Origin of the sequence: Priestia sp. JV24, from assembly GCF_025910025.1 — a bacterium.
GTDB classification, from domain to species: domain Bacteria; phylum Bacillota; class Bacilli; order Bacillales; family Bacillaceae_H; genus Priestia; species Priestia megaterium.
The window spans coordinates 56,357-78,348 of the sequence record NZ_JAPCIN010000012.1 but is presented as its reverse complement, the minus strand read 5'-3'; the positions used below and the strand labels follow the sequence as shown (position 1 = coordinate 78,348).

At 37.8% G+C, this 21,992-nt stretch carries 21 protein-coding genes and 1 riboswitch; of the genes, 4 read left to right on the top strand and 17 right to left on the bottom strand.

Annotated features, from left to right (window positions below):
* Positions 1–3 precede the first annotated feature (3 nt).
* The 4 genes from OK414_RS06080 to OK414_RS06065 all read right to left on the bottom strand — a co-directional run bounded on the left by OK414_RS06080 (position 4) and on the right by OK414_RS06065 (position 4,251).
* On the bottom strand, positions 4–723 hold the full coding sequence (locus OK414_RS06080) for a (Fe-S)-binding protein (RefSeq protein WP_263045512.1): 720 nt from the start codon (positions 721–723) through the stop codon (positions 4–6).
* 283 nt (positions 724–1,006) lie between these two features.
* Positions 1,007–1,837, bottom strand: a complete 831-nt coding sequence (gene nadE, locus OK414_RS06075; protein ID WP_013082209.1) for an ammonia-dependent NAD(+) synthetase — start codon at positions 1,835–1,837, stop codon at positions 1,007–1,009.
* A gap of 35 nt (positions 1,838–1,872) precedes the next feature.
* Positions 1,873–3,393 carry a nicotinate phosphoribosyltransferase gene (locus tag OK414_RS06070; RefSeq protein ID WP_034653572.1) on the bottom strand — a complete coding sequence of 507 codons (1,521 nt, stop codon included), beginning with the start codon at positions 3,391–3,393 and terminating at the stop codon, positions 1,873–1,875.
* A 138-nt stretch (positions 3,394–3,531) separates the two neighbouring features.
* Positions 3,532–4,251: a FadR/GntR family transcriptional regulator gene (locus OK414_RS06065; protein ID WP_034653575.1), complete on the bottom strand. Its 720-nt coding sequence runs from the start codon at positions 4,249–4,251 to the stop codon at positions 3,532–3,534.
* Positions 4,252–4,444: 193 nt separating this feature from the next.
* Between OK414_RS06065 and OK414_RS06060 the strand changes: the two genes are divergently transcribed.
* A complete protein-coding gene (locus OK414_RS06060) occupies positions 4,445–6,214 on the top strand; it encodes a B12-binding domain-containing radical SAM protein (RefSeq protein WP_263045439.1) in 1,770 nt (589 codons plus the stop codon).
* 27 nt (positions 6,215–6,241) lie between these two features.
* On the opposite strand, the gene OK414_RS06055 is transcribed toward OK414_RS06060, so the two are convergent.
* The 8 genes from OK414_RS06055 to phaR form a co-directional block, all read right to left on the bottom strand.
* Entirely contained in the window at positions 6,242–6,415 is a 174-nt protein-coding gene (locus tag OK414_RS06055; protein WP_013082205.1) for a hypothetical protein, read from the bottom strand.
* A 2-nt stretch (positions 6,416–6,417) separates the two neighbouring features.
* Entirely contained in the window at positions 6,418–6,579 is a 162-nt protein-coding gene (locus OK414_RS06050) for a hypothetical protein (RefSeq protein WP_013055942.1), read from the bottom strand.
* Between the two features lie 121 nt (positions 6,580–6,700).
* Entirely contained in the window at positions 6,701–6,880 is a 180-nt protein-coding gene (locus tag OK414_RS06045) for a hypothetical protein (RefSeq protein WP_263045440.1), read from the bottom strand.
* A 125-nt stretch (positions 6,881–7,005) separates the two neighbouring features.
* Positions 7,006–8,385, bottom strand: coding sequence for a TrkH family potassium uptake protein (locus tag OK414_RS06040; RefSeq protein WP_256656514.1), 1,380 nt, complete (start codon positions 8,383–8,385; stop codon positions 7,006–7,008).
* Positions 8,386–8,570: 185 nt separating this feature from the next.
* Entirely contained in the window at positions 8,571–8,789 is a 219-nt protein-coding gene (locus OK414_RS06035; RefSeq protein ID WP_263045441.1) for a hypothetical protein, read from the bottom strand.
* A 121-nt stretch (positions 8,790–8,910) separates the two neighbouring features.
* Positions 8,911–9,999 carry a class III poly(R)-hydroxyalkanoic acid synthase subunit PhaC gene (locus tag OK414_RS06030; protein ID WP_016763365.1) on the bottom strand — a complete coding sequence of 363 codons (1,089 nt, stop codon included), beginning with the start codon at positions 9,997–9,999 and terminating at the stop codon, positions 8,911–8,913.
* A 76-nt stretch (positions 10,000–10,075) separates the two neighbouring features.
* The gene (locus OK414_RS06025; protein WP_013055938.1) at positions 10,076–10,819 is read right to left on the bottom strand and encodes an acetoacetyl-CoA reductase; all 744 of its coding nucleotides are present in this window, start codon (positions 10,817–10,819) and stop codon (positions 10,076–10,078) included.
* An 81-nt stretch (positions 10,820–10,900) separates the two neighbouring features.
* Positions 10,901–11,500: a polyhydroxyalkanoic acid synthase subunit PhaR gene (gene phaR / locus OK414_RS06020; protein ID WP_034653582.1), complete on the bottom strand. Its 600-nt coding sequence runs from the start codon at positions 11,498–11,500 to the stop codon at positions 10,901–10,903.
* A gap of 353 nt (positions 11,501–11,853) precedes the next feature.
* Between phaR and phaQ the strand changes: the two genes are divergently transcribed.
* From phaQ to OK414_RS06005, 3 genes are all read left to right on the top strand, one after another.
* A complete protein-coding gene (gene phaQ / locus OK414_RS06015; RefSeq protein ID WP_013082201.1) occupies positions 11,854–12,333 on the top strand; it encodes a poly-beta-hydroxybutyrate-responsive repressor in 480 nt (159 codons plus the stop codon).
* A gap of 168 nt (positions 12,334–12,501) precedes the next feature.
* Positions 12,502–13,014 carry a polyhydroxyalkanoic acid inclusion protein PhaP gene (gene phaP / locus OK414_RS06010; RefSeq protein ID WP_013055934.1) on the top strand — a complete coding sequence of 171 codons (513 nt, stop codon included), beginning with the start codon at positions 12,502–12,504 and terminating at the stop codon, positions 13,012–13,014.
* 146 nt (positions 13,015–13,160) lie between these two features.
* A complete protein-coding gene (locus OK414_RS06005; protein ID WP_013055933.1) occupies positions 13,161–13,358 on the top strand; it encodes an alpha/beta-type small acid-soluble spore protein in 198 nt (65 codons plus the stop codon).
* A gap of 51 nt (positions 13,359–13,409) precedes the next feature.
* On the opposite strand, the gene sigI is transcribed toward OK414_RS06005, so the two are convergent.
* The 5 genes from sigI to OK414_RS05980 form a co-directional block, all read right to left on the bottom strand.
* Positions 13,410–14,120: an RNA polymerase sigma factor SigI gene (sigI, locus tag OK414_RS06000; RefSeq protein WP_095379832.1), complete on the bottom strand. Its 711-nt coding sequence runs from the start codon at positions 14,118–14,120 to the stop codon at positions 13,410–13,412.
* Positions 14,121–14,491: 371 nt separating this feature from the next.
* Positions 14,492–15,307, bottom strand: a complete 816-nt coding sequence (locus tag OK414_RS05995; RefSeq protein WP_034653587.1) for a TerC family protein — start codon at positions 15,305–15,307, stop codon at positions 14,492–14,494.
* A 96-nt stretch (positions 15,308–15,403) separates the two neighbouring features.
* Positions 15,404–15,498: riboswitch (yybP-ykoY riboswitch) on the bottom strand.
* A 76-nt stretch (positions 15,499–15,574) separates the two neighbouring features.
* Positions 15,575–18,613, bottom strand: coding sequence for a PAS domain S-box protein (locus OK414_RS05990; protein ID WP_263045442.1), 3,039 nt, complete (start codon positions 18,611–18,613; stop codon positions 15,575–15,577).
* 144 nt (positions 18,614–18,757) lie between these two features.
* Positions 18,758–19,501, bottom strand: a complete 744-nt coding sequence (locus OK414_RS05985) for a LytR/AlgR family response regulator transcription factor (RefSeq protein WP_016763362.1) — start codon at positions 19,499–19,501, stop codon at positions 18,758–18,760.
* 745 nt (positions 19,502–20,246) lie between these two features.
* A complete protein-coding gene (locus OK414_RS05980) occupies positions 20,247–21,902 on the bottom strand; it encodes an alkaline phosphatase (RefSeq protein ID WP_263045443.1) in 1,656 nt (551 codons plus the stop codon).
* Between the last annotated feature and the right edge of the window lie 90 nt (positions 21,903–21,992).

Genomic DNA, 21,992 nt, shown 5'->3' with positions numbered 1-21,992 from the left:
TCTTTACATTCTGCTATTTAACACTTCAGCGATATGCATCACTTTTACAGGCTGTCCTTTTCGTTCAATTCTTCCTCCAATATTCATAAGACAGCCGCAGTCAGCTCCAATTAAGTACTCTGCGTTTGTCTTAGCTATACAGCTCACTTTTTCATCGACCATTTGTTCAGAGATTTGCCCCATTTTAACCGAAAACGTCCCGCCGAATCCGCAGCAGTTATGACTGTTTTCAAGGTTTTCCATTTCAAGACCCTTTACATTGTTTAATAGTGTAAAAGGTTCTTTTTTTACGTTTAGCAAACGCGTCATATGACAAGAAGAATGATAAGCGGCTTTCCCATTTAAACTGGCTCCTACATCTTCCACTTTTAAAACGTTTACAATAAAATCCGTTAGCTCATACGTTTTATCAGCAAGCTTCACGGCAGGTTCATACCATGCAGTATCACCTTTAAAAAGATGGGGATACTCTTTGAACATTGTCACGCACGAGCCAGACGGAGATATAACGTACTCTGCATGTTCAAACGCTTTTATCATGTTTTTCATCGCTTCTTTTGATTCTTTTACGTAACCGCTGTTATATGCAGGCTGTCCGCAGCAAACTTGACTCTTTGGAAAATCCACTTCGCATCCTAATCGTTCTAACAATTCTACCGTCGCTTTTCCTACATTTGTTTGAAACATATCAATCAAACATGTGGCAAATAAAGATACTTTCATCATTTGCTCCCTCCAAGCTGATCATTTTACTTCTTTTAGTTAACAGGTCATCAGATGACTTAATGCTATTATACTCCTATGTTTTTCTAATTTCACTAGTTTTTCGAAAATACCTTTCTTTGTTTGCTATCTTTTTTTCATAAAAAATAAGAAATTGGGATACGTGAAACCTACGTTTGCCATAACATTAAAAAAATCCGACCGGTGAAGATTCTCTATCAAGAATCTTCACCGGTCAGATCTTCCTTTAACTAAACTACTGTTGTCTTAGCTTCTTACTTATTTATTTCCAAAAATCATCAAATACTGTGATTGGCAATTGGCGTTTATGCTGCGTTTTTAAGAAGTGACCTTCAATGACGTTACTTGCATGTTCACCTACATCTTTGCCTTCTAAATAATCGTCGATTTGCTCATACGTTACGCCGAGCGCTTCTTCATCCGGAAGCTGTGGACGATCTTCTTCCAAATCAGCCGTTGGTTTTTTCATATATAGATGCTCGGGACAGCCTAATTCTTTTAGCATTTGTTTTCCTTGTCGCTTGTTCAGACGGAAAATAGGTACTAAGTCAGCTCCTCCGTCACCGAATTTTGTATAAAATCCTGTAACAGCTTCAGCAGAGTGATCTGTTCCGAGTACGACTCCACTGTACATGCCCGCTACCGTATATTGCGCAATCATTCGTTCACGCGCTTTTACATTTCCTTTGTTGAAGTCGGAAACTTTATCATCTGCCGCTTCTTCAACAGCAGAAAGCATAGCATCTACTGCTGGTTTTACGTTAATAGAAATAGATTTTGTTGGTTGAATAAAAGCAAGTGCATCTTGACAGTCTGCTTCATCTGCTTGCACACCGTATGGAAGACGAACAGCAATAAACTGATAGCGCTCTTCTCCCGCTTCTTCGTTCAACTCATTAACCGCTAGCTGCGCCAGCTTTCCAGTTAACGTAGAATCTTGGCCGCCGGAAATACCTAGTACAAACGAACGTAAAAACGGATATTTGTTCATGTAGGATTTCAGAAAATCAACGCTGCGGCGAATTTCTTCCACGGGATTAATTTCTTTTTGGACGTGCATTTCTTCAATAATTTGCTTTTGTAGCTCTTTCATAAAAAAACTCTCCTCTCATTACTAGCTGACGGAATCTACACAAGTACGGTATCAGATAGTAACTTGCTTCTAGTCTCTTCAATATTTTGCATTTTGTTATCCCAGCAGTTTGTACTCAAGTCTACCGGATACTCTGTAGGACGGAATACATCTTCGTTCGATTTTGTAATGACTTTGTAGTCATCCCATAGATGCTTTAAGTTCTGTAAGCAGTAGGCTCTCATTTCTTCAATGGTAGGCTGCTCGTACACCAGCTTGCCGTCTGTAAAGATTGGCTGGTGAATTTTACGTGCGTTAAAGTTCGTGACAAACTTGCTGACGTGCGTATGAATAGGATGAAACATTTTTAAATGCTGCTCTTCATTCGGCATTTCGTCTTGCATCGTAATATAATCGCCTTCCCATTTGTGGTTCACTTGATTTACAATTCGGTATACCTCTTTTAAACCAGGAGTGGAAATTTTTTCTGGATTCTCTGACAGTTTAATCGTATCCACCATGTTTCCATGATCATCTTCAATCGAAACCAGCTTGTACACCGCTCCTAGCGCAGGCTGATCAAAAGATGTCATGAGTTTTGTTCCAACTCCCCATCCATCAATTTTGGCACCTTGCGCTTTCAAATCTAGAATGCTGTACTCATCGAGATCATTCGAAGCAAAAATTTTCACATCATGATAGCCGGCTTCATCAAGCATTTTTCTTGCCTCTTGAGAAAGATATGGAAGTCTTCCGCTATCTAATCGAATACCGATAAAATTAATGCGATCTCCCATTTCATTTGCTACTTTAATAGCATTGGGAATACCTGATTTTAACGTATTATATGTATCTACTAAAAAGATACAGTTACGGTGTGATTCCGCATACTTTTTAAACGCGCTGTACTCATCACGATAGACTTGAACAAGCGCGTGAGCATGAGTGCCGGACACAGGAATTCCAAATACTTTCCCCGCTCTGACATTACTGGTTGCATCAAAGCCTCCAATATAAGCAGCTCTCGCTCCGTAAAATGCAGCATCCATCTCGTGTGCTCTTCTTGAGCCAAATTCCATAAGCTGATTCGTACCCGTATGCTCATATAAATTATCTTCTCCCGCGGCCAGGCGAATACGCGATGCTTTTGTCGCAATCAGCGGGTGGAAATTTAAAATATTTAAAAGCGGCGTTTCAATAAGCTGCGCTTGCGCTAAAGGAGCGTCAATTTGCAGCATCGGTTCGTTAGCAAAAATCATTTCGCCTTCTACAACCGAACGAACATTACCGCTAAAGCGAACTTGCTTTAAATAGTCGATAAACTCCGCTTCATAATGCAATTCTTCATATAAATAATCTAAGTCCGTTTCGCTAAATCTGAAATTAGCAATAAAATCAATTACTCTTTCTAGCCCGGCAAACACAGCATAACCGCTTTCAAACGGCATCCGACGAAAGTAAGCTTCAAATACAGAACGGCGTTTATGAATATGGTCTTTAAAATACGTATGTGCCATATTCAGTTCATATAAATCTGTATGCAAAGCTAAACTATCATCTCTATATTGCTTTTTCATACTTTGTAACCCTCCATTTGACAATCCTAGTTTCTATTATGTAAATCTTTTCACAATAGAGCAAGCATAAATTATCGGAAGGTGCTTGAATTTTAGTTTTTCTGTTATTTGGTGCACACTTTTCTACCTGAAATGGCATTATTTTTCTTCTGGTATGTATTTCATTAACACGTGTTCAACATTATCAAGATGACTCATCATAAAATGCTGAGCGTCTTCTGCATGCTGAGAAAGAATAGCTTCATAAATTTGCTGATGCTCTTTATAAATCCGTTCAGCCGTTTTTTCTTCCGCATAAAGCCAGATGCGTCTTGTCTCTTTCATCGTTTCAATCATCATTTCTGATACGTTATTCATAAGCTTCACTAAAAGAGGGTTTTGCGAGGCTTTGGCAATGGCTAAATGAAAAGCAAAATCTGCTTTCTCTCCCAGCTCTTCATTGCCAAACGCTCCTTTCATTTGCTCCAGGCTATCAGACAGTTGTTTAAGGTCCGCATCTGTTCTCTTTTGAGCTGCCGCTCGAACAGCTCCAATTTCTAATACTTTTCTCACTTCAAGCAAATATTCAATATCATTTTTATTCATTAATACAGCGCTAGTTACAGGCAAAGACAGCATATCAGAGTTAAATTCGCGTACAAATGTGCCTTCTCCTTGCTTCATCTCCAGAAGCCCCATCGCCCGCAAAGCGCTAAGAGCTTCACGAATAGCTGAGCGCCCTACCTGAAAGTTTTCCGCCAGCTGCTGCACTGAATCCAAACGGTCACCAGGCTTTAAGCTGCCTTCTTTTATATTCTCAAGAAGCGTTTCAGCTACTTCTTCGTATATTTTTTTTGGCTTAATTCGCTTATATTCCACGTTTTCCACCTCATTTTTTTCGTTCACCAAGGTTTACATTAACCGAGACTCTTTCTTCTTTTACGTTTCTGTTACATTTTACCGAAATCCTTTCCCCTCCACAACAAAAGTGGCAAGGTATTTATACTTTATTTCTCAAATGTGCTAAAATAGTAAATTGATTTCATATTACGAGTTAAAAGGAGCTTTTTGAATGAACATTGTTGTCAGTACATTGAATGCGAAGTATATCCATACTTCTTTAGCGCTTCGATGTTTAAAAGCCTATGCCGAGCCTGACTATAAAGTGGATATGGCCGAATATACGATTAAAGATCCTGCTATGAACATTGTCACGGATTTATATAAACGCAACCCAGATATTATTGGTTTCAGCTGTTACATTTGGAATATTGAAGAAACGATTAAAGTCGCACAAATGCTAAAAAAGATCAATCCCGAGCTCATCATTATATTCGGTGGACCAGAAGTAACCTATGATGTAACTCACTGGCTAGAGCGTATTCCTGAAGCTGACTTTATCGCGATCGGTGAAGGAGAAGAAACATTCAAGCAGCTGTTGGACGAACTTCACGGAGCGCGCCAGTTTGAAAACGTAAGCGGCGTGGCTTTCCGAAAAGGAGGAAAACCAGTTGTAAACCCGCAGCGCAATAAAATTGATCTGCGCGAAATGCCTTCTCCTTTCCGTTTTGAAGAAGACCGTCAAGAACTTTCAAAACGCGTTGTATATATTGAAACAAGCCGCGGCTGTCCGTTTAGCTGTCAGTTCTGTCTCTCTTCTATTGAAGTAGGCGTTCGCTATTTCGATAGAGAAAAGGTAAAAGAAGATATTCGCTATTTGATGGATAACGGAGCGCGCACGATTAAGTTCGTAGACCGCACATTCAACATCAGCCGCAGCTACGCCATGGAAATGTTCCAATTTTTAATTGGTGAACATCGTGAAGGTACCGTATTTCAATTTGAAATTACTGCCGATATTATGCGCCCAGAAGTTATTCAGTTCTTAAATGATAATGCGCCAAAAGGATTATTCCGCTTTGAAATTGGCGTTCAATCTACAAATGATGCTGTCAATGAACTAGTCAAACGCAAACAAAACTTTAAAAAGTTAACGCGTACCGTAACAATGGTAAAAGAAGGCGGAAAGATCGATCAGCATTTAGATTTAATCGCGGGACTGCCAGACGAAGATTATAACTCATTTAAGAATACGTTTAATGATGTATTTGCACTTCGCCCTGAAGAGCTTCAGCTAGGCTTTTTAAAAATGCTTCGCGGCACAGGCTTACGCTTAAGTGCGCCTCACTATAATTATCAATACATGGATCAGTCGCCTTATGAAATTTTAAGCAATAACGTCTTGCCATTTTCAGATGTCGTACGCATTAAACATGTAGAAGATATTTTAGAAAAGTTTTGGAATGACCATCGAATGGATGAAACAATAGAGTTTTTAGTAGAGCACTGCTATGATACACCTTTTGATTTCTTCCAAAACTTCGGGACGTATTGGGATGAAATGGGCTGGGTTCGAATCGGCCATCAGCTTGAAGATTTATTCAAACGCCTTAGACAGTACATTGAAACAGAGAATTTTTCAAATGAAGAAATGATTGAAGGGTTTATGAAAATTGATTATTTACAAAACCAAAAGCATAAGCCTCGTAAACCTTGGTGGGACGATAAAGTAGAAAAACAAGTCCGCTCTCATTACTATCAGCAAATGCTTGCTAATCCTTCTATCATGGGACAGGCTTTTGAAGCTGAACAGCTTGCTGAAAAAGAATTATACAAGCACACTGTTTTAGAGATTCTTCCATTTGACTATATGTATTATAAACAAACGGGAAAAATAAATGAACAACCATCTGTTCTTCTTGCTTATTATGATCAAAAAGCAAATGATACAAAACTTTATTCAGCACCTGTAGAGGCATTTGGCCTTCCAGTTGTAAGCTAAAACCTCGGATATCCGAGGTTTTTTTCTTTAACATTCTTTTTTCTTTTCATGCTCTTTATCAGACTTTGTCTTTCCTAGGGATTCATATATTTTAGCTGCGTTGGGATCGCCCATTTCCGCTCCGAACTCTTCTTGCAGTAACTGTTTTTGCTTCGCTTCAGTGCTTGCGATATGCTTATTATTTTGTTTATGTTTGCTCATCGTTACTTACCTTGCTTTCCTTTTTTCGAATTGCGATTCGCGCCTTTAGCCGGCTCCTCGCCGCCAGCATATTCAGCAGCAAATTCTGCATCTGAAAGGCTCTCTTTTGGTGTATTATTGTTAGTCAGTGCTGATTTGTAACCTACTTTACGCTTTGCCATCATATATCCCTCCTATGCTTGGAAGTCCATTGAACTTCCTTTTCTTAGAATGCACTTTCTGATGCGTAATATAAGCAGAAAAAGCTGTAAAAAAGCGGTTGAAACATAACGAAATTACTTTAATCTAAAGACAAACAAATGGGATAAATGAGTTCATCTGAACCGCTTGTGACACCGCTGTTGATTTCCGTGCAAAGCTTCGCTTTCCGCGGGCGGTCGGTAAGCCTCCTCGTCGCTTATGCTTCTGCGGGGTCTCACCTGTTCCGCTTTTCCCGCAGGAGTCTTCGCCTTGCCCTCCAATCAACAGCTGGAAGCAGCTAAACATATGAGACCTATGTTTACCATCATAAAAAAATCCGAACGAGCTTGATTAAGAATTAAGCTCGTTCGGATTCTTCTTCAACTAACATATTTTTACCTCAGCCTCTTTTATCCAATAATAATACGTTCTTTCGGATAGTGATAATCCGGTCCAGACGTTGGACGGCGAAGCATTAAAATAAATGAAAACATGCCGATTCGGCCAATAAACATTAAAATCATAATAACGCATTTGCCGATATCCGAAAGCCCTCCCGTAATTCCCATTGATAAACCTGTTGTCCCAAAAGCTGAACACACTTCAAAAATAAGCTCAATGAGAGAAAAATGTTCTGTAATACTTAAAATAAGAAGAGAAATCGAGCAAATGATTACGGCTAACATCGATACAGCTACTGATTTAATAATGTCATCTTCATGAATTTCGCGGCGAAAGATTTTAATCGTCTTATTTCCTCTGACATAATAAAACAGGAAAAGAATATTTAATGCAAACGTCGTCGTACGAATTCCTCCCCCTACTGAACTCGGTGAAGCACCGATAAACATCATCGCACTCATCATAATTAACGTAGGAAGTGAAAACTCATTAATATTCATGGTCGCTACTCCTCCGCTCCTTGTGGCAGCAGATTGGAAAAATGCATAAAAAAACGATTCATCCCAAGACTTATCTGCTAGAAATCCTGAATGCTCTAGCACAAGAATCAAGATTGTTCCCCCTGCTAACAGCAGAAAAAACATAATGGTCGTTAGCTTCGTAAATAGCGAAAATTGAAATTTACGCTTATCTTTAAATGTTAAAAAATAGTGCTTAATTTCAATTAATACAGGGAATCCAATCGCTCCAAGCGTAATTAAAATAACGGTTACCACTTGGACAAAATAATCATGGGCATACGGAATAAATGAAGATCCTGTAATATCGAAGCCAGCATTTGTTGTAGCGCTGACAGAAGCAAAGAAACCATGCAAAAATGCATCTGTCCAGCTCGAATAATAACGGAGAAAATGTAATCCTAAAACAATGGCGCCAACTAGTTCAATGGCAAAAATAATAAATAAAATATTTCTCATCAAGTCAACTAATCCTGATAAGCGGGATTGGTTATGGTCTGTCATAATGAGCTGACGTTCCTTTAAACCGATTTTTTTACCCAAAATCATCCAAATAAATGTACTGAGTGTCATTACACCAATACCACCGATTTGAAAAATAAAAGCGAGCAAAAAATAGCCCGTTGTACTAAATGTATCCGGAGTAGAGACAGGTGTCAGCCCTGTTACACTTACCGCACTAACGGCAATAAATAAGCGATCAATAAATGCTAACTTCACTCCCGGCTTTAAAGCTTCTGGAATACTAAGTAATAGAAATCCAAGCGTAACAGCCACTATGTAAAATGTAACAATAATTTGAGCTGAAGACATCTGCCTTACTCGTCGTTTCCATGGTTGCGGCATAATCTGACATTCCTTTTTTGTTATAATACTAATAGTTTTCTTCTTTCTTCTCAAAGCATACTCATTGTTACACGGATTGCAATATCCATGTAAAAAATCCCATGTTCAAGAAGGTGACTACATTAGTATAAAAGAAGTCACCTCACTTGTCATTAGATATCATATATTCCAGCAGCCCGCATAAAGAACCGTCAATCAATATTGTCTGTTTACAAAAAAAAACGAGGTTGAGACATAATTAAATGAATCCAATCTAAAGACGAACAAATGGGATACATGTGCTGAAACGCTCGTGACATCGCTGTTGATTTCCGTGCAAGACTTCGCTTTCCGCGGGCGGCCCGTGAACCTCCTCGTCGCTGACACTCCTGCGGGGTCTCACCTGTTCCGCTTTTCCTGCAGGAGTCTTCGCCTTGCCCTCCAATCAACAGCTAGAAGCAACTATATATTTGAAACCTACGTTTACCATAACAAAAAAACGAACCACTAATATCAGTGGTTCGTTTTTCACTTCGGCTAAAATAATTTTGTCCCAGCCGCTTCTTTATTTTATTTAGAGCGTTTTTCTAGCCAATCGCCGATTGAAGGATATGTTTCCTTCACTGCTTTTGGACCAAATACAACAGATACGTGACCTGTTTGCAACAATTTGTACTCTTTATCTTCACTTGAAACAGCGTCCATTAAAGCTGCCACTTGATGCGGCATCGCAATATGATCACGGCTAGCAGCAATGTTTAAAATATTAGCTTTAATATTTTTCAAATCTACTTTGCGTCCGCGAACTTCAAGTTCACCATTGATTAATTTATTTTGTTGATAGAAGTCACGAATCCACTGACGATAAGCTTCACCAGCAAATGGGATTCCGTCAGCAACCCACTTTTGCATTAGCTTCCAGCTTTCAACAAACCGCTGATTTTCCGAACGGTCCACCAACGTTACATATGGGCCATAGAAATTCGTGATTGGCTTTAACATCTTGTTTCCAAAGTCAATCATCTCTGGAGGGATGTTTCCGAATGTATCTACTGCTTTATCTAAATTAAAGTAGCGATCGTCTAGGAATGCTCCGTATAAACCTGTATCCGAAAAATCAAATGGACTTGTCATAAAAATTAAGTTTTTAATCGGCAAGTCTTCATTTAATGCAGCAAAAATAGATGTCATAGTTCCGCCCATGCAGTAACCAAGAACAGACAAATCAGGAGATTTAGAAGTGCGCAGCACCTTTTTCGCCGCTTTTGGAATATAATCTACAATATAATCATCTAGCTTCATATTGCTGTCTTCAAGCCCTGGAGTTCCCCAGTCAAGCAAATACACGTCAAAACCACGGTTTAATAAGTATTCAACAAGGCTGTTTCCAGGTGTTAAATCCAAAATATACGGTTTATTGATCAATGCATATACGAGTAAGATTGGTGTTTTATGCAGGTTATCTTTTACTGGCGTATAGCGGTATAATTTTGCTTTGTTCTTTTTCCAAATAACCTCTTTTGGTGTTAATCCAACTTCCGGTTCCGCTTCTGCTGTCATAATTTCATATGCACGCTTAAAACGTCTTGCAGAACTTTTATATTCACTTGGCATTGATTTGATTAATTTTTCCCACTCTTGCACGTAAGGAATTGCCACGAATATACACACCCTTTCATTCCATTAGTAGTTAGTTAACAAGCACAGCCCCGACAAAAGTCAGGGCCAGCATTTATTACATGTATAAGCCGCCGTTAATGTTTAACTGTTGTCCTGTAATGTACGCGCCGTCTTTTGCTAAGTAAACAACTCCACGTGCAATTTCTTCAGCGTGGCCTAAGCGACGAGTTGGAATTTTCGCAACAATTTTTGCACGAACATCTTCAGGAATTGCCATCACCATTTCCGTTTCAATAAACCCTGGGCAAATTGCATTAACTGTTACGCCTGTCTTAGCTAGTTCAAGCGCTAATGATTTAGTGAATCCTAGCATACCTGCTTTAGCAGCTGAGTAGTTTGTTTGACCAAATCCGCCCGCTTGACCAATAATTGATGAAATATTGATAACACGACCACCTTCAGATTCTAAAAGGTGCGTTAGCGCAGCTGATGTTGTGTTGTATACGCTATGTAAGTTTACATCAATTACTTTTTTCCAATCTTCTTCACCTAACTTCTTGAATGAACGGTCGCGCGTAATTCCAGCATTGTTTACTAGAATGTCTAATTGACCAAACGCAGCTTTTGTTTCTTCGATTAGGTGTTTTGCTTGATCTACATAAGACACGTCAGCTTGAACCGCAATAGCTTCTCCGCCGTTGTCTTTAATTTCTTTTACAATTGCTTCTGCAGATTCTTTACTGCTGTTATAGTTTACTGCTACTTTTACTCCATTAGAAGCAAGCTCACGTGTAATTGCTGCCCCGATACCTTTAGATCCGCCTGTTACGATTGCTACTTTACCTTGTAATGTTGTCATGAAAAATTTCCCCCTTGCTTCTTCAGCGATGATTTTTACTGTAAATACAGCAGTTAATGTTGTTATAAAATCCCCTATACCTTACTTGCGAGCTGGCTGCTCAGTTTTTTGAGCGTTTGATGGTTTTGCTTCAGATTTAGCTTCTGCCTTTGGCTTTTCAGCTAATTTTTCTTGTTTTTCTAACAGCTGAGCCTGAAGCTGCTCACCTTGAGTTTTAATTTGTTTTTGAATAGTTTCTTTTAACTCGTCTTGGGTTTTTTGCTGCCCTTCAAGAAGAGATAAAACTTTGTCGAGTTTTTTGTCTAACGATTTGACATCAGATTTCAGCTTAGTTACATCTTTTTTCAAAGCAGATGCACTTTCTTGCTGTGCTTCTAATTCACCAAAACGATCGTCAAATTGCTCTTCTAATAATTCTACTTTTTCTTCCACATTGATGACTAATGACGCAACGTTTGCTACATCTTCTTTTGTTGGTACATTTACTTGGTGCAGATAGCGCCCCGTTACTTCATTTACTGCTTGTTGATATTGAAGGTTCATATTTAGCACATTTCCCATGAGCTGGGAAAATTCTTCACGATTCATATTGTCCCCAATAACTTTACCCCAGTAAGATTCGGTTTTGTCATATACGTCTTTCCATGCTTGAAACGGATCAAATACTTTTTGCTGTTCCAAAACTCCATCTCCTTTCTTGTGTACGTTAAAAGTGATGGCTTTCAATATGGACACTTAATGTGACAAGCGACATATTAGAAGCTCTAAGTAAACGCAACCAATTTTGCGTTTATTTATTGGATAATGTAAATCTTTTCACAATTCACTTACCAACAAATTATAAATGTTATAAAAATTACCTACATGTACTATTATAAATACGTTTTCCAAAATAAACAATTCTAAATCTTTGTTTATTTTTGAATTTTTTTGACGCTTTTTGTCGAAATCCAAAAAATCGTTCTTTTTTCCTGTATTTGAAAGACCTGTTTTAAAGTGTTGACAAGTTTTTCATCTAGGTGTAAATTACACATATGGAAAACAAATTCTCTTTTTTCGAAGGGGTGATTACCTTGGGATCAAGTGAAAAAGATAACACCTCTAATTCAAACAACTTAGAAAAATCGATTAGCGGTGCACCAAAAAACTTGATGGTTCCTTTTCTTCTTTTAAGTTTAAGAGGTTGGAATCTACATGGTTACAAGCTCATTCAGCAACTAATGAGCTTTGGATTCACATCAGTTGATCAGGGAAATGTCTACCGCACGCTGAGACAGCTTGAAAAAGACAACTTGATTACATCGCAATGGGATACGTCAGCTGAAGGACCTGCACGCCGGATTTACTCATTAACAGATGCCGGCGAACAATATTTAAGCATGTGGGCTAATTCACTTGAACAGTATCAAAACATGTTAGATTCATTTTTTCACATGTATACCGACATGTTGTTCCCTTTTAGCTCTTCTTCTTCTAAAAAGTCAAAAGAATCAAAAGAGGAAGAAAACGATTAAAGGGATTCACGCAGTACATCTGCGTTTCCTAATATAATGTTAAATTTCACGGTCAACCAGCGAGCGCGGAATGTTAGGTTTATCACACAACTACGAATTTCTTCTTTAACGTTTTGTTCATTACGATAACTGTTCGCCAGACCAAATTATTCAAGGAGGAATTTGATTATGTCAACAGTAAAGTATGATACAGTAATTGATGCAATGTGGGAACAATGGACAAAGGGGTTACAAAACATTGCAGAAGGAAACAAACAAATTGAGCAATGGACGTTAAAAGCACTTGAGCAACAGCAAGAATTTGTAACAAAAGCAGTTGAACAACTTCAAGCAACAGACAAACAATGGAAAGCTGAATTAGAAGATCTTCAACAAAAAACAGTTGAAAACTTACGTAAAACAGCTGGAAACGCTGTTGCCGATTCTTATGAAGAATGGACAAACCGCACGCATGAAGCATTAAATAAATTACAAGAGCTTTCTCTTAACCAAAGCAAATCAAGCTATTCTTTAGTAAAGCAAGCTCAAGAACAATATCATCAAGTAGTAACACAATTAGTAGAAGAGCAAAAGAAAACGCGCCAAGAATTCCAACACGTATCTGATGCATACGTAGAACAAGTAAAATCTCTTCAAAAGTCATTTGCTCAGTCTCTTGAGCAATATGCAGTTGTAAAATAATATATAAAAAAGCCCAGCTTCTTTGAAAGCTGGGCTTTTTTATACTTTCTTGCAAACCATTACCAGTATGCAAAATAGGAAACAACAAATAATACAGGTACAGCAGTTCACTGCTGTACCACTAAAAAAAAAGGAGATGACTAATCATGGCTAGAACAAATAAACTATTAACACCAGGTGTAGAACAATTTTTAGATCAATATAAATATGAAATCGCTCAAGAATTTGGGGTAACTCTAGGTTCTGACACTGCTGCACGCAGCAACGGTTCAGTAGGCGGAGAAATCACAAAACGCTTGGTGCAACAAGCTCAAGCTCACTTAAGCGGCAGCACACAAAAATAAAACATAACTTCATAACATGGCTAAAAAAAGGCACCTGCGTGTGCCTTTTTCTTACATAATATAGTCTTTTAAATACACGTAGTCCCCCGCTAATATAATAACCATCGCGATAATATATTTACGGTTTCTTTCAATTGTTTTCCGGCTCACTTTGACATGTTTTTCAATCAAGCGAATAGGAAGCTGCCGCTTTAAAAACAGCTTATCTTTTAATTCTTTTTCCCTGACGATAAAGGATGCAACTTCCACTGCATTTCCCCTTGCATCCTTATGTTTAGGAGATGTGTTAATAATGTCTTCAAGAGTTAATTTAAACATTTTTAGCGTCTGACAAAAATAAGTCATTTCCTCTTGAATATATGAAGTTTCATTTTGCCTTTTATAGTTAGAAAGCGATATATCCCTTTCTACCTTGCCTTGAATAAAACCTTCATTTTCAATTCGGCTATAGAGCAGCGTTTGATTTCTCTTTTCTTTTCGAATATAGTCAATTACTCTTCTTTTAATAATAAGTTCCGCAAATGCAAGAAGGGATCTGCCTTTTTGGATGGTGTAATTTTCAATGGCTTCATTAAATGCAATCAGACCAATGCTAAATTCATCGTCAGCTTCACTTATATAACGTTTACATACAGCTGAAACAACTTTAGCAATAAACGGTTTATATTGTTGAATCATTTCGTTATGTAATTGTTTATCCCCTTGCTGAATCGTCAGTACAAGCGTTTCAAGCGATGGAGGCGTTTGAACTTTTGTGAGCATTGGCTTCACCTCTTTTACTATACTCAGTTGCTTTATACCATGTTAATATCCATTCTTTTGATGACGAACAGGGTTGAGAAGCGCTCTGCTCCTTTTAATTTCCCTTTATTATAACCCATAATAGCTCAATTTTACCAATTAACATACATTTGAAATATATGTTTATAAACTGAAATAAACTTCATTGAACTGAATTACTCACGGCTGCTTCTGTTCTCTACAGAATATGAACGAAAAAGCAAAACATTCGGATATAAAATAATTAAACATTAGTTAGTTCTTTTACCCTTTATCTACACAATCCAAACTAGGTATTTTGTCTCAATATAGAAAACACACCTTCAATTAGCATTGAAGGCGCGTTTTCTATATTATTGATTTTCAATTTTTTTTAACGATTCTTTTTCTTTCTCTGAGCCTTCAAGATCAATTTGTTCTTTATTTTTAGATAGAAACCAGCCTGAAGCTGCTATGCCAAGTAACACAATCCAAAACGTAATTTTCCACACTTTTGATTCAGGGAAATGTTCATTAATAATACCTAATTCCGGATGAGCAAGGGTATACACCGCTAACTTAACTCCTACCCAGCCTACAATAGCAAAAGCCGCCGTTTCTAGGCCTGGGCGCGTATTTAATAGCTTCACGAACCAAGTTGCAGCAAAACGCATAATGATTAATCCCATAATTCCTCCGGCGAAGATCACCAAGAATTGTCCGCCATCGAGTCCGCCAATTTGAGGAAGATTTGTTGTTGGCAATGTAACAGCGAGAGCCACAGCAGCCAAAATTGAATCAACGGCAAAAGCAATGTCTGCTATTTCTACTTTTAAAACCGTCATCCAGAAACTTGAGCCCTTTTTTCCGTCTGCTTCTTTCACTTTTTCATGATCGTCTTTTTTCACATATCGCTTCACAATATGATTAATGGAAATGAACAATAAGTAAATGGCTCCTATAGCTTGAAGCTGCCATACGTCGACTAAAAATGAAATCAAGAACAACGAACCAAATCTAAAAATAAAGGCACCGGCTAGTCCGTAAAATAATGCCTTCTTGCGTTTTTCTTCCGGTAAATGTTTGACCATAATAGCCATCACAAGAGCATTATCCGCCGCCAAAATTCCTTCTAATGCAACCAGCACTAACAATACCCATCCATACTCTAACAAAAGCGATGCATCCATAAAAATCCCCTCTCATTTCTTGTATAAGTTTATTTATCCTCATTACCGGAATAAAACACAAAAAGACCTTTGCCAAATATGGCAAAGGTCTTGCTAAGCATAATCATTATGCCAACAAAGCCGATGGAATACTCCATGTAATGACGACTTTGTTTCAGGTTTCCCTGACGCTACTCCCCTTTACTCCTTAAGAAGTAAATGTATTAAGTTGTTTTTATTTTACAAAGAGTCCACTAATAAGTCAATTAAAAGCCCTCTAAACTTTTGTTAAGCTTTTGTTAAGCGTTTTAATACATTCAAAAACGTTGCAATATGAATAGGCTTTGTTACGTATTCACTAAAACCGACTAAAAAAGCTTGATCGATATCGCTTTGCATCGCGCTTGCACTCAGGGCGACTCGCGGAATATGCTTCAACTCTTTTTCCAGCTGAAGCTGTGTGCATACCTCAAAACCATTCATATCAGGCAGATCAATATCAATTAAGATCATATCCGGTGAAATGGACCTGATTAGCCCGATGCCGTTTTCTCCTGTTTTGGCAACTAAGAGCTTAACGTTTTTATATGGATAAAGAATCGATTGCATAAGCTCGATATTTGTATCGTTATCCTCAATATACACAATTGAAATTGGCATGGAAAAACCTAAGAATGACTCGGCTTCCCCTCCACTGGATAATCGTTTAGGAACAGGTGGATGGCCTATAGGAAAACGCACCCAAAATGTACTGCCTTTTCCTTCTTCACTTCGCACTCCGTACGTTCCATTCATTAATACAACAAGCTGTTTTACAAGCGCCAACCCAATTCCTGTTCCGTCTTTTTCTAGTCTATTCACACGGTAGAAAGGCTCAAAAATCCGATTTAATTCTGAAGCTGGAATTCCAAAACCCTTATCTTCGATCGATATAGTTACGTGATGCTGAGTGATGTCGGTATAGATAGTGATATCGCGATAAGCGGGCGAATATTTAATGGCGTTTGTAAGCAGATTTAATAAGATCTGCTGAAACCGAAGTTCATCTACTTCAATAAAGACTTCTTGGTATGCGTGAAAGCGAGTATAAAGTATACTATGCTTATCTTTTGCTAGTGGTTTCATAATTTTAAGCGCGTCTTCAATTGCCTCTTTTACCGACACCGGTTCAAGATTAATCGCTAAGTGGCCTGATTCAATTTTCGATAAATCAAGCGTTTCATTTATCAAATAAAGAAGATGATTACCTGCTTTTAAAATTTTCCGTATACGATTCAATTGTTTTTCTGTTAAATCTTTTTCCCCTTGCTCTTCCAATATCTGTGCATAGCCTAAAATACTGTTTAAAGGCGTACGAAGCTCATGGCTTACTTTTGATAAAAATTCAGACTTGGCTTGATTTGCCTTTTCGGCTTCTTCTTTTGCTATAATCATTTGCTGATTGGAATGAAGCAAATCGTGTTCTTGTTCCTGTTGCTTCGTAATATCATAAAATGTGACAACTACGCCTTTATAATATTTGCTTTCTTGAAGAGGTTCAGCATTCACCGAAAGCCAAGTCAACTTTTTCTCATTTAAATAAATGCCCATGACCGTGTTTCGTACAGGCTCTTTTGTGTGAAGACAACGAACAGATGGAATGTCTTCCAGTGCAAAAGGTGTACCGTCAGGATGAATAATTTCCCAGTCTAAACCAAAAGGGTTAACCGATAATATTTGGTCGTAAGGCACGTTTAGAATTTTAGCAGCGTATGCATTGGCAGCAATTAGATTTCCTTCAAGGTCATGAAACACTACACCTTCTGACATTGTAGAGAGAACGGAGCGATACATGCTTTCACTTTTAGCCAGCTTTTCTCTTGCTTCGTGAAGATCAGTAATATCTACTATAGAACCAATAACCTCTTGTACTTCTCCTTTGTAGATATGAGGTATTAACTTCGTATAGTAAGCAAAGTCGTTCAAAAGTACTTCATAAGACACTTTCTCTCCCGCCCATGCCTTCTCATAGTATCTCTTATTTTCTTTTGCGTAGGATTCAGGCAAAAATTCTTCAAGTGTTTTACCAACAACATCTATTTCCTCATATCCCATTTCACGAACCATCTTTCCTTCGCACATGGTATGAATATATCCTTTATCGTTTTTCACAAATTTAAAAATAGCGCCATCTTGCTGTGAAAGCGTGCGTTTTAAATCTTTTTGTAAATCCAACAGCTGCTGTTGAGCCTTTTTTCGGTCCGTCACATCTTTGGCGATGACGTAACTGCCTTTAATTTGATCATGAACAATAATAGGCATTTGCGTTACTTCAACATATACAGGCTGATTATCTTTGCGAATGAGCGTTGCTTCATAATAAACAGAGTCTCCGCTCAGAGATTTCCACATATATTCTTCAGCTTGTTCAGCTTCTCTAAACATATAAGGAAACGGAATTTTCTCCATTTGATGCAACGTGTATCCCGTTAGCTCGATTCCTTTTGGATTAATCGTTTGAATATTGCCGTACAAATCAACCGCACACACAATATTGGGATTGTAGTTAAAAAGAGATTGATAATACTCTTCTTTTAATTGACTCTCCCTCACTTCTTCCTGACGCTTAAAAGCTGCAACGAGCAGGAAGACAATGAGTAGCGTAATTGTGATACTTGCAATAATATTGGAAAATGGCGCTTGATACGGCAGCCACTGCCCCCATTTTCTAGCAACTGAGTGTGCAATATGCAGCTTCATTCCATACATACTGATGAAATGCATAACTGAAATTCCAATGCCCAGTAAAATAGAGCTAACAAGTTTAAGAAACGGATTAGCCTTCACGCTTTTCGAACGAAAAAACAAGTGCATCGCATAAAATGCAACGACCAGGGCGATGATGATAGAAAGCAAAACAGATAGCAGGGCATAATGAATTCGTGCTTCTGTTTCGATTGCTGCCATTGCAATGTAATGCGTACCCAGAATGCTGCTTCCTAAAATAAGCCCTGACCATACCGACGTGCGCCATTTCCAGAATGTCCAAAACGCAACTAATGATCCGCTAATCGCTATTATTAAAGCAAGGACAGAAAGTACAGCATCAAAATGAAAGCTAACAGGAACATAATAAGCAAGCATAGCAATATAATGCATCGCCCCCACTCCAAGCCCCATTGAAGTTGCTGACAGTGTAAGCCACAAATAATTGTTCCGCTGTTTTTTTATCATTTTGCTCATAATATCAAGTGCTGTATAAGAGGCAAGAATCCCTACAATGACAGCAAGAAATACGGTAAATTCATTATAGTGACCAGTAATTGACATCATTTGCTTTCCTTTCAATTCAACGTTACTTCTTCTATCTAACTCTTCTCATAAGAACTATATTACTATCATTTATTCCGAAAGCAGACACATGAAATAGACGAAACTTGCATAAGCTTCGTCCTTTCATCAACATAGCTATTTTAGAAGCAGCAGCATCTCTTAATTCGTCATTAACTGATGCAGCTGTTTTTGAACGTCTTGGATTTTTAATTTTGAGATATGAGCATATTCATCAATTTCTAAGAAATAAACAAGATATGTTTCGTTTTTTGGTGTGATGTGCGAAACTTTCTGTAAATTCACGATATAAGACCGGTGTGTTTGACTAAATACAGAAGGGTTCAAATACATATAGATATCACTAATATTTTCATATGTCTCATAGACACGTGATTGAGTATAGATTAAGCATTTTTTTCCGGATTTCTCGATAAAAATAATTTGATCAATTGGAATGTAATAAGTAGAACCATTAAATTTTACAGGTAGTCTTTTTAATTTCTCCCCTGGCTTTTTTGACTGATTTTTATCAATTCCAATGGAGTTTTTTGCCCGCTCTAACGCCATATAAAGCCTGGTTTTTTCAATCGGTTTTACAATGTAATCCAGTGCTGACAGCTCAAATGCCTTCACAGCAAATTCATCATAACCAGTGATAAAAATGAAGTTTAAATTCGGCTTAATGCGCAGGCACTTTTTTATTGCATCTACACCGTTAATCGTAGGCATATTAATGTCTACGAGCAAAAGGTCTGGACTCTTAGCCATCACTTCCTGTACAAGCTGCTCTCCGTCTTTGCAGATGCTAATCACTTCAAATTCCGGAAGCTGTTCTATAAAATAATCTAAAATTTCAACCGAATCTTCGTTATCATCGGCAATAATTAAGTTGATTTTGTTCATCCTGACTCCCCCTAGGATACAATGTTAAAGTATAGTACGAACTATTGCCCATTCTGTTTTATGCATGTCTACACATCGTTATAGTGTTTTTATGTTGAGATGAATGATCTACACGGACGCTAATCGTTAATAAACACACAACGATTGTTCATGGGGAATATTGCAATAATTGTAGGTTTTCTAGAAGAAGACATAAAAACCGTTTATCCATTATCATTTATTTTCCTAACAATGATTTAATACCCTTTTTATAATCTGTAAATCAGCATGTCAAAATCTTTATTTAACATTTTAGATAAAGGCGACACGCTCTTTCAATCATTTTGTTTTCTCTTACTATTAAAACATGTTCTACGCTCTTTCACCCATACTTTTGTTAATTTTTTTACTTTTTATTAAAGGTAATTACTTACATATTGTCCTTAACAACCATGGTTTTGTGATTTCATCCAAAAGAATTTATGTATTTTTTATTCATTTTATTATAAAAATTCTAGCATACAAAGGTATGAACTTACATATGTATTCCGAACTAGTTCCTTTTAAAACTATGATTATTATACCATTTCATAGTATAAATCACATATAGTTAAACGTGAAGACTTTCCATTTCTTTAAGTGTTCAAAGCTATTTATTTGTAAAATAAATAGCTTCATTCCTCTATAAAGGCTACATAACCTAATTAACCATCTATTATTTGTAAAAAAACAGGCCTAATAACCCGGCCTGTTTTGCATTCATTTCTTATTTTTCATTTTTTACAATTTGCTGTGCTTGTTTTGATACAAAGAAGCGATTCTTTTTATCCTGTACCACTACGCTGTCCATTTGAATTTCTTTTCCATTTACAATAGCAATATTTTTATTTACTGGAAAACGCACCGTTCGCTTATTGTTTGTAACAACCAGCACAGGGTTGTTTTTGTCTTTTGAGTCAACCGCTACCTTTGAGCCTTTAAAAGCTTTATTTGCTTCAATAAATAATTCATTTGTTAACTGGTTTAAGTTAATATTCATTGATTTAGCCATATGTTTGGCAATATCCGTATTATCAAAGTGCCCCGTTGGTCGATTTACGCCGTATGAATACAGAAATACATCCTCACCCGTATGACCGCCCGTTGTGAATCCAAGGTTTGCTCGGTTGGCTAATAACTTCGATAGTGCAGCACTGATTTCTTTTTTATCTCTTGCTTTAGTCAGCTGCGCTTTTTCCTCTGAAGTTAGATTTGATAAACCATACAGAGCAGCTACTTCTTCTTTATTTGACAAATCTTCTTTTAATTTAGACGTAGCACCTTCTAACGTCATTTTTGCTTTTTTTAATGGATCAATATAAGCAGAAACAGGTGTGGTATCATATCCTTTTGTTGTATTTGCATTACCGATTGAAAGACCGCTGTTTCCGTGATCGGCAATCGCAATAACCATCGTATTTCCATCTTTTTCAGCGAACTCTACTGCTTTGCCTACTGCTTCATCAAACGCTAGTACATCGCTAATCATGCCTATTGGATCATTCGCATGAGCTGCCCAATCTGTTTTGCTTCCTTCAATAAATAAGAAAAAACCGTCTTTATCTTTGGATAGTGTTGTTATTGCTTTATTTGTCATCTGGGACAACTTTGGCTGTTCTGCTTTTGTCTGCGGTCGGTCCATATCATACGCTAAGTCTCGGTCGGCGAAGCTCCCCCAGATTTTTTTGGCGCGTGACTGCTCTAATTCCTTTTTATTTTCTACAAAGTCATATCCTCTTTTATTCAATACATTGACTAAGTTTTCACTATCTTTCCGGCTTTTTTCTTCTTTTCCCGGAAGAAGAGATTGCTTACCTCCTCCAAGCACTACATCAATGTTTTGATACACTTGCTGCTCCGCTAGCGTTTGAAAATCATCACGGTTATAGTTGTGGGCTGAAAAACCAGCTGGTGTGGCGTGCTGGATTTCAGAAGTAGCCACAATTCCTGTCGCGCGCCCTGAAAGCTTTGCTCCTTCTAGAACGTTTGCTACGGGACGAAATTGATCTTCTTTTTCTACGGGTTTAATTCCAGGTGTATTCACTACTGAAGGAAGCACACCTACATAGCCTGAATTTGATTTATTTCCTGTTGCTAAAGCAGTAGCTGCCGGAGCGGAATCTGTAATAGCAGATTCTGCCGAATACGCACGTACTCCCCCGGCCATCAGCTGATCCATATGTAACGGTTTTCCCTTGTACCATCTTGCGAGTGTAGTAGCATTTGAACTCGTCCCGTCCATTACCATCATAATGACATTTTGAGGTTTCTTAGCTGACTTGTGCTCCACTTTTGCTTCCGTTTGAATAAGTGAGTTTCCTACACCAAACGAGGCCAATGCTACGGCTCCTGCCAGTGTAATACCTGCTAATTTTTTCTTCATATAAATGTACCCGCTCCTTTATTTCATTATCTTCGACATGTCTAAAGTTACCATTCAAACGTAAATCCACTGTTTACCCACTGTAAAAGA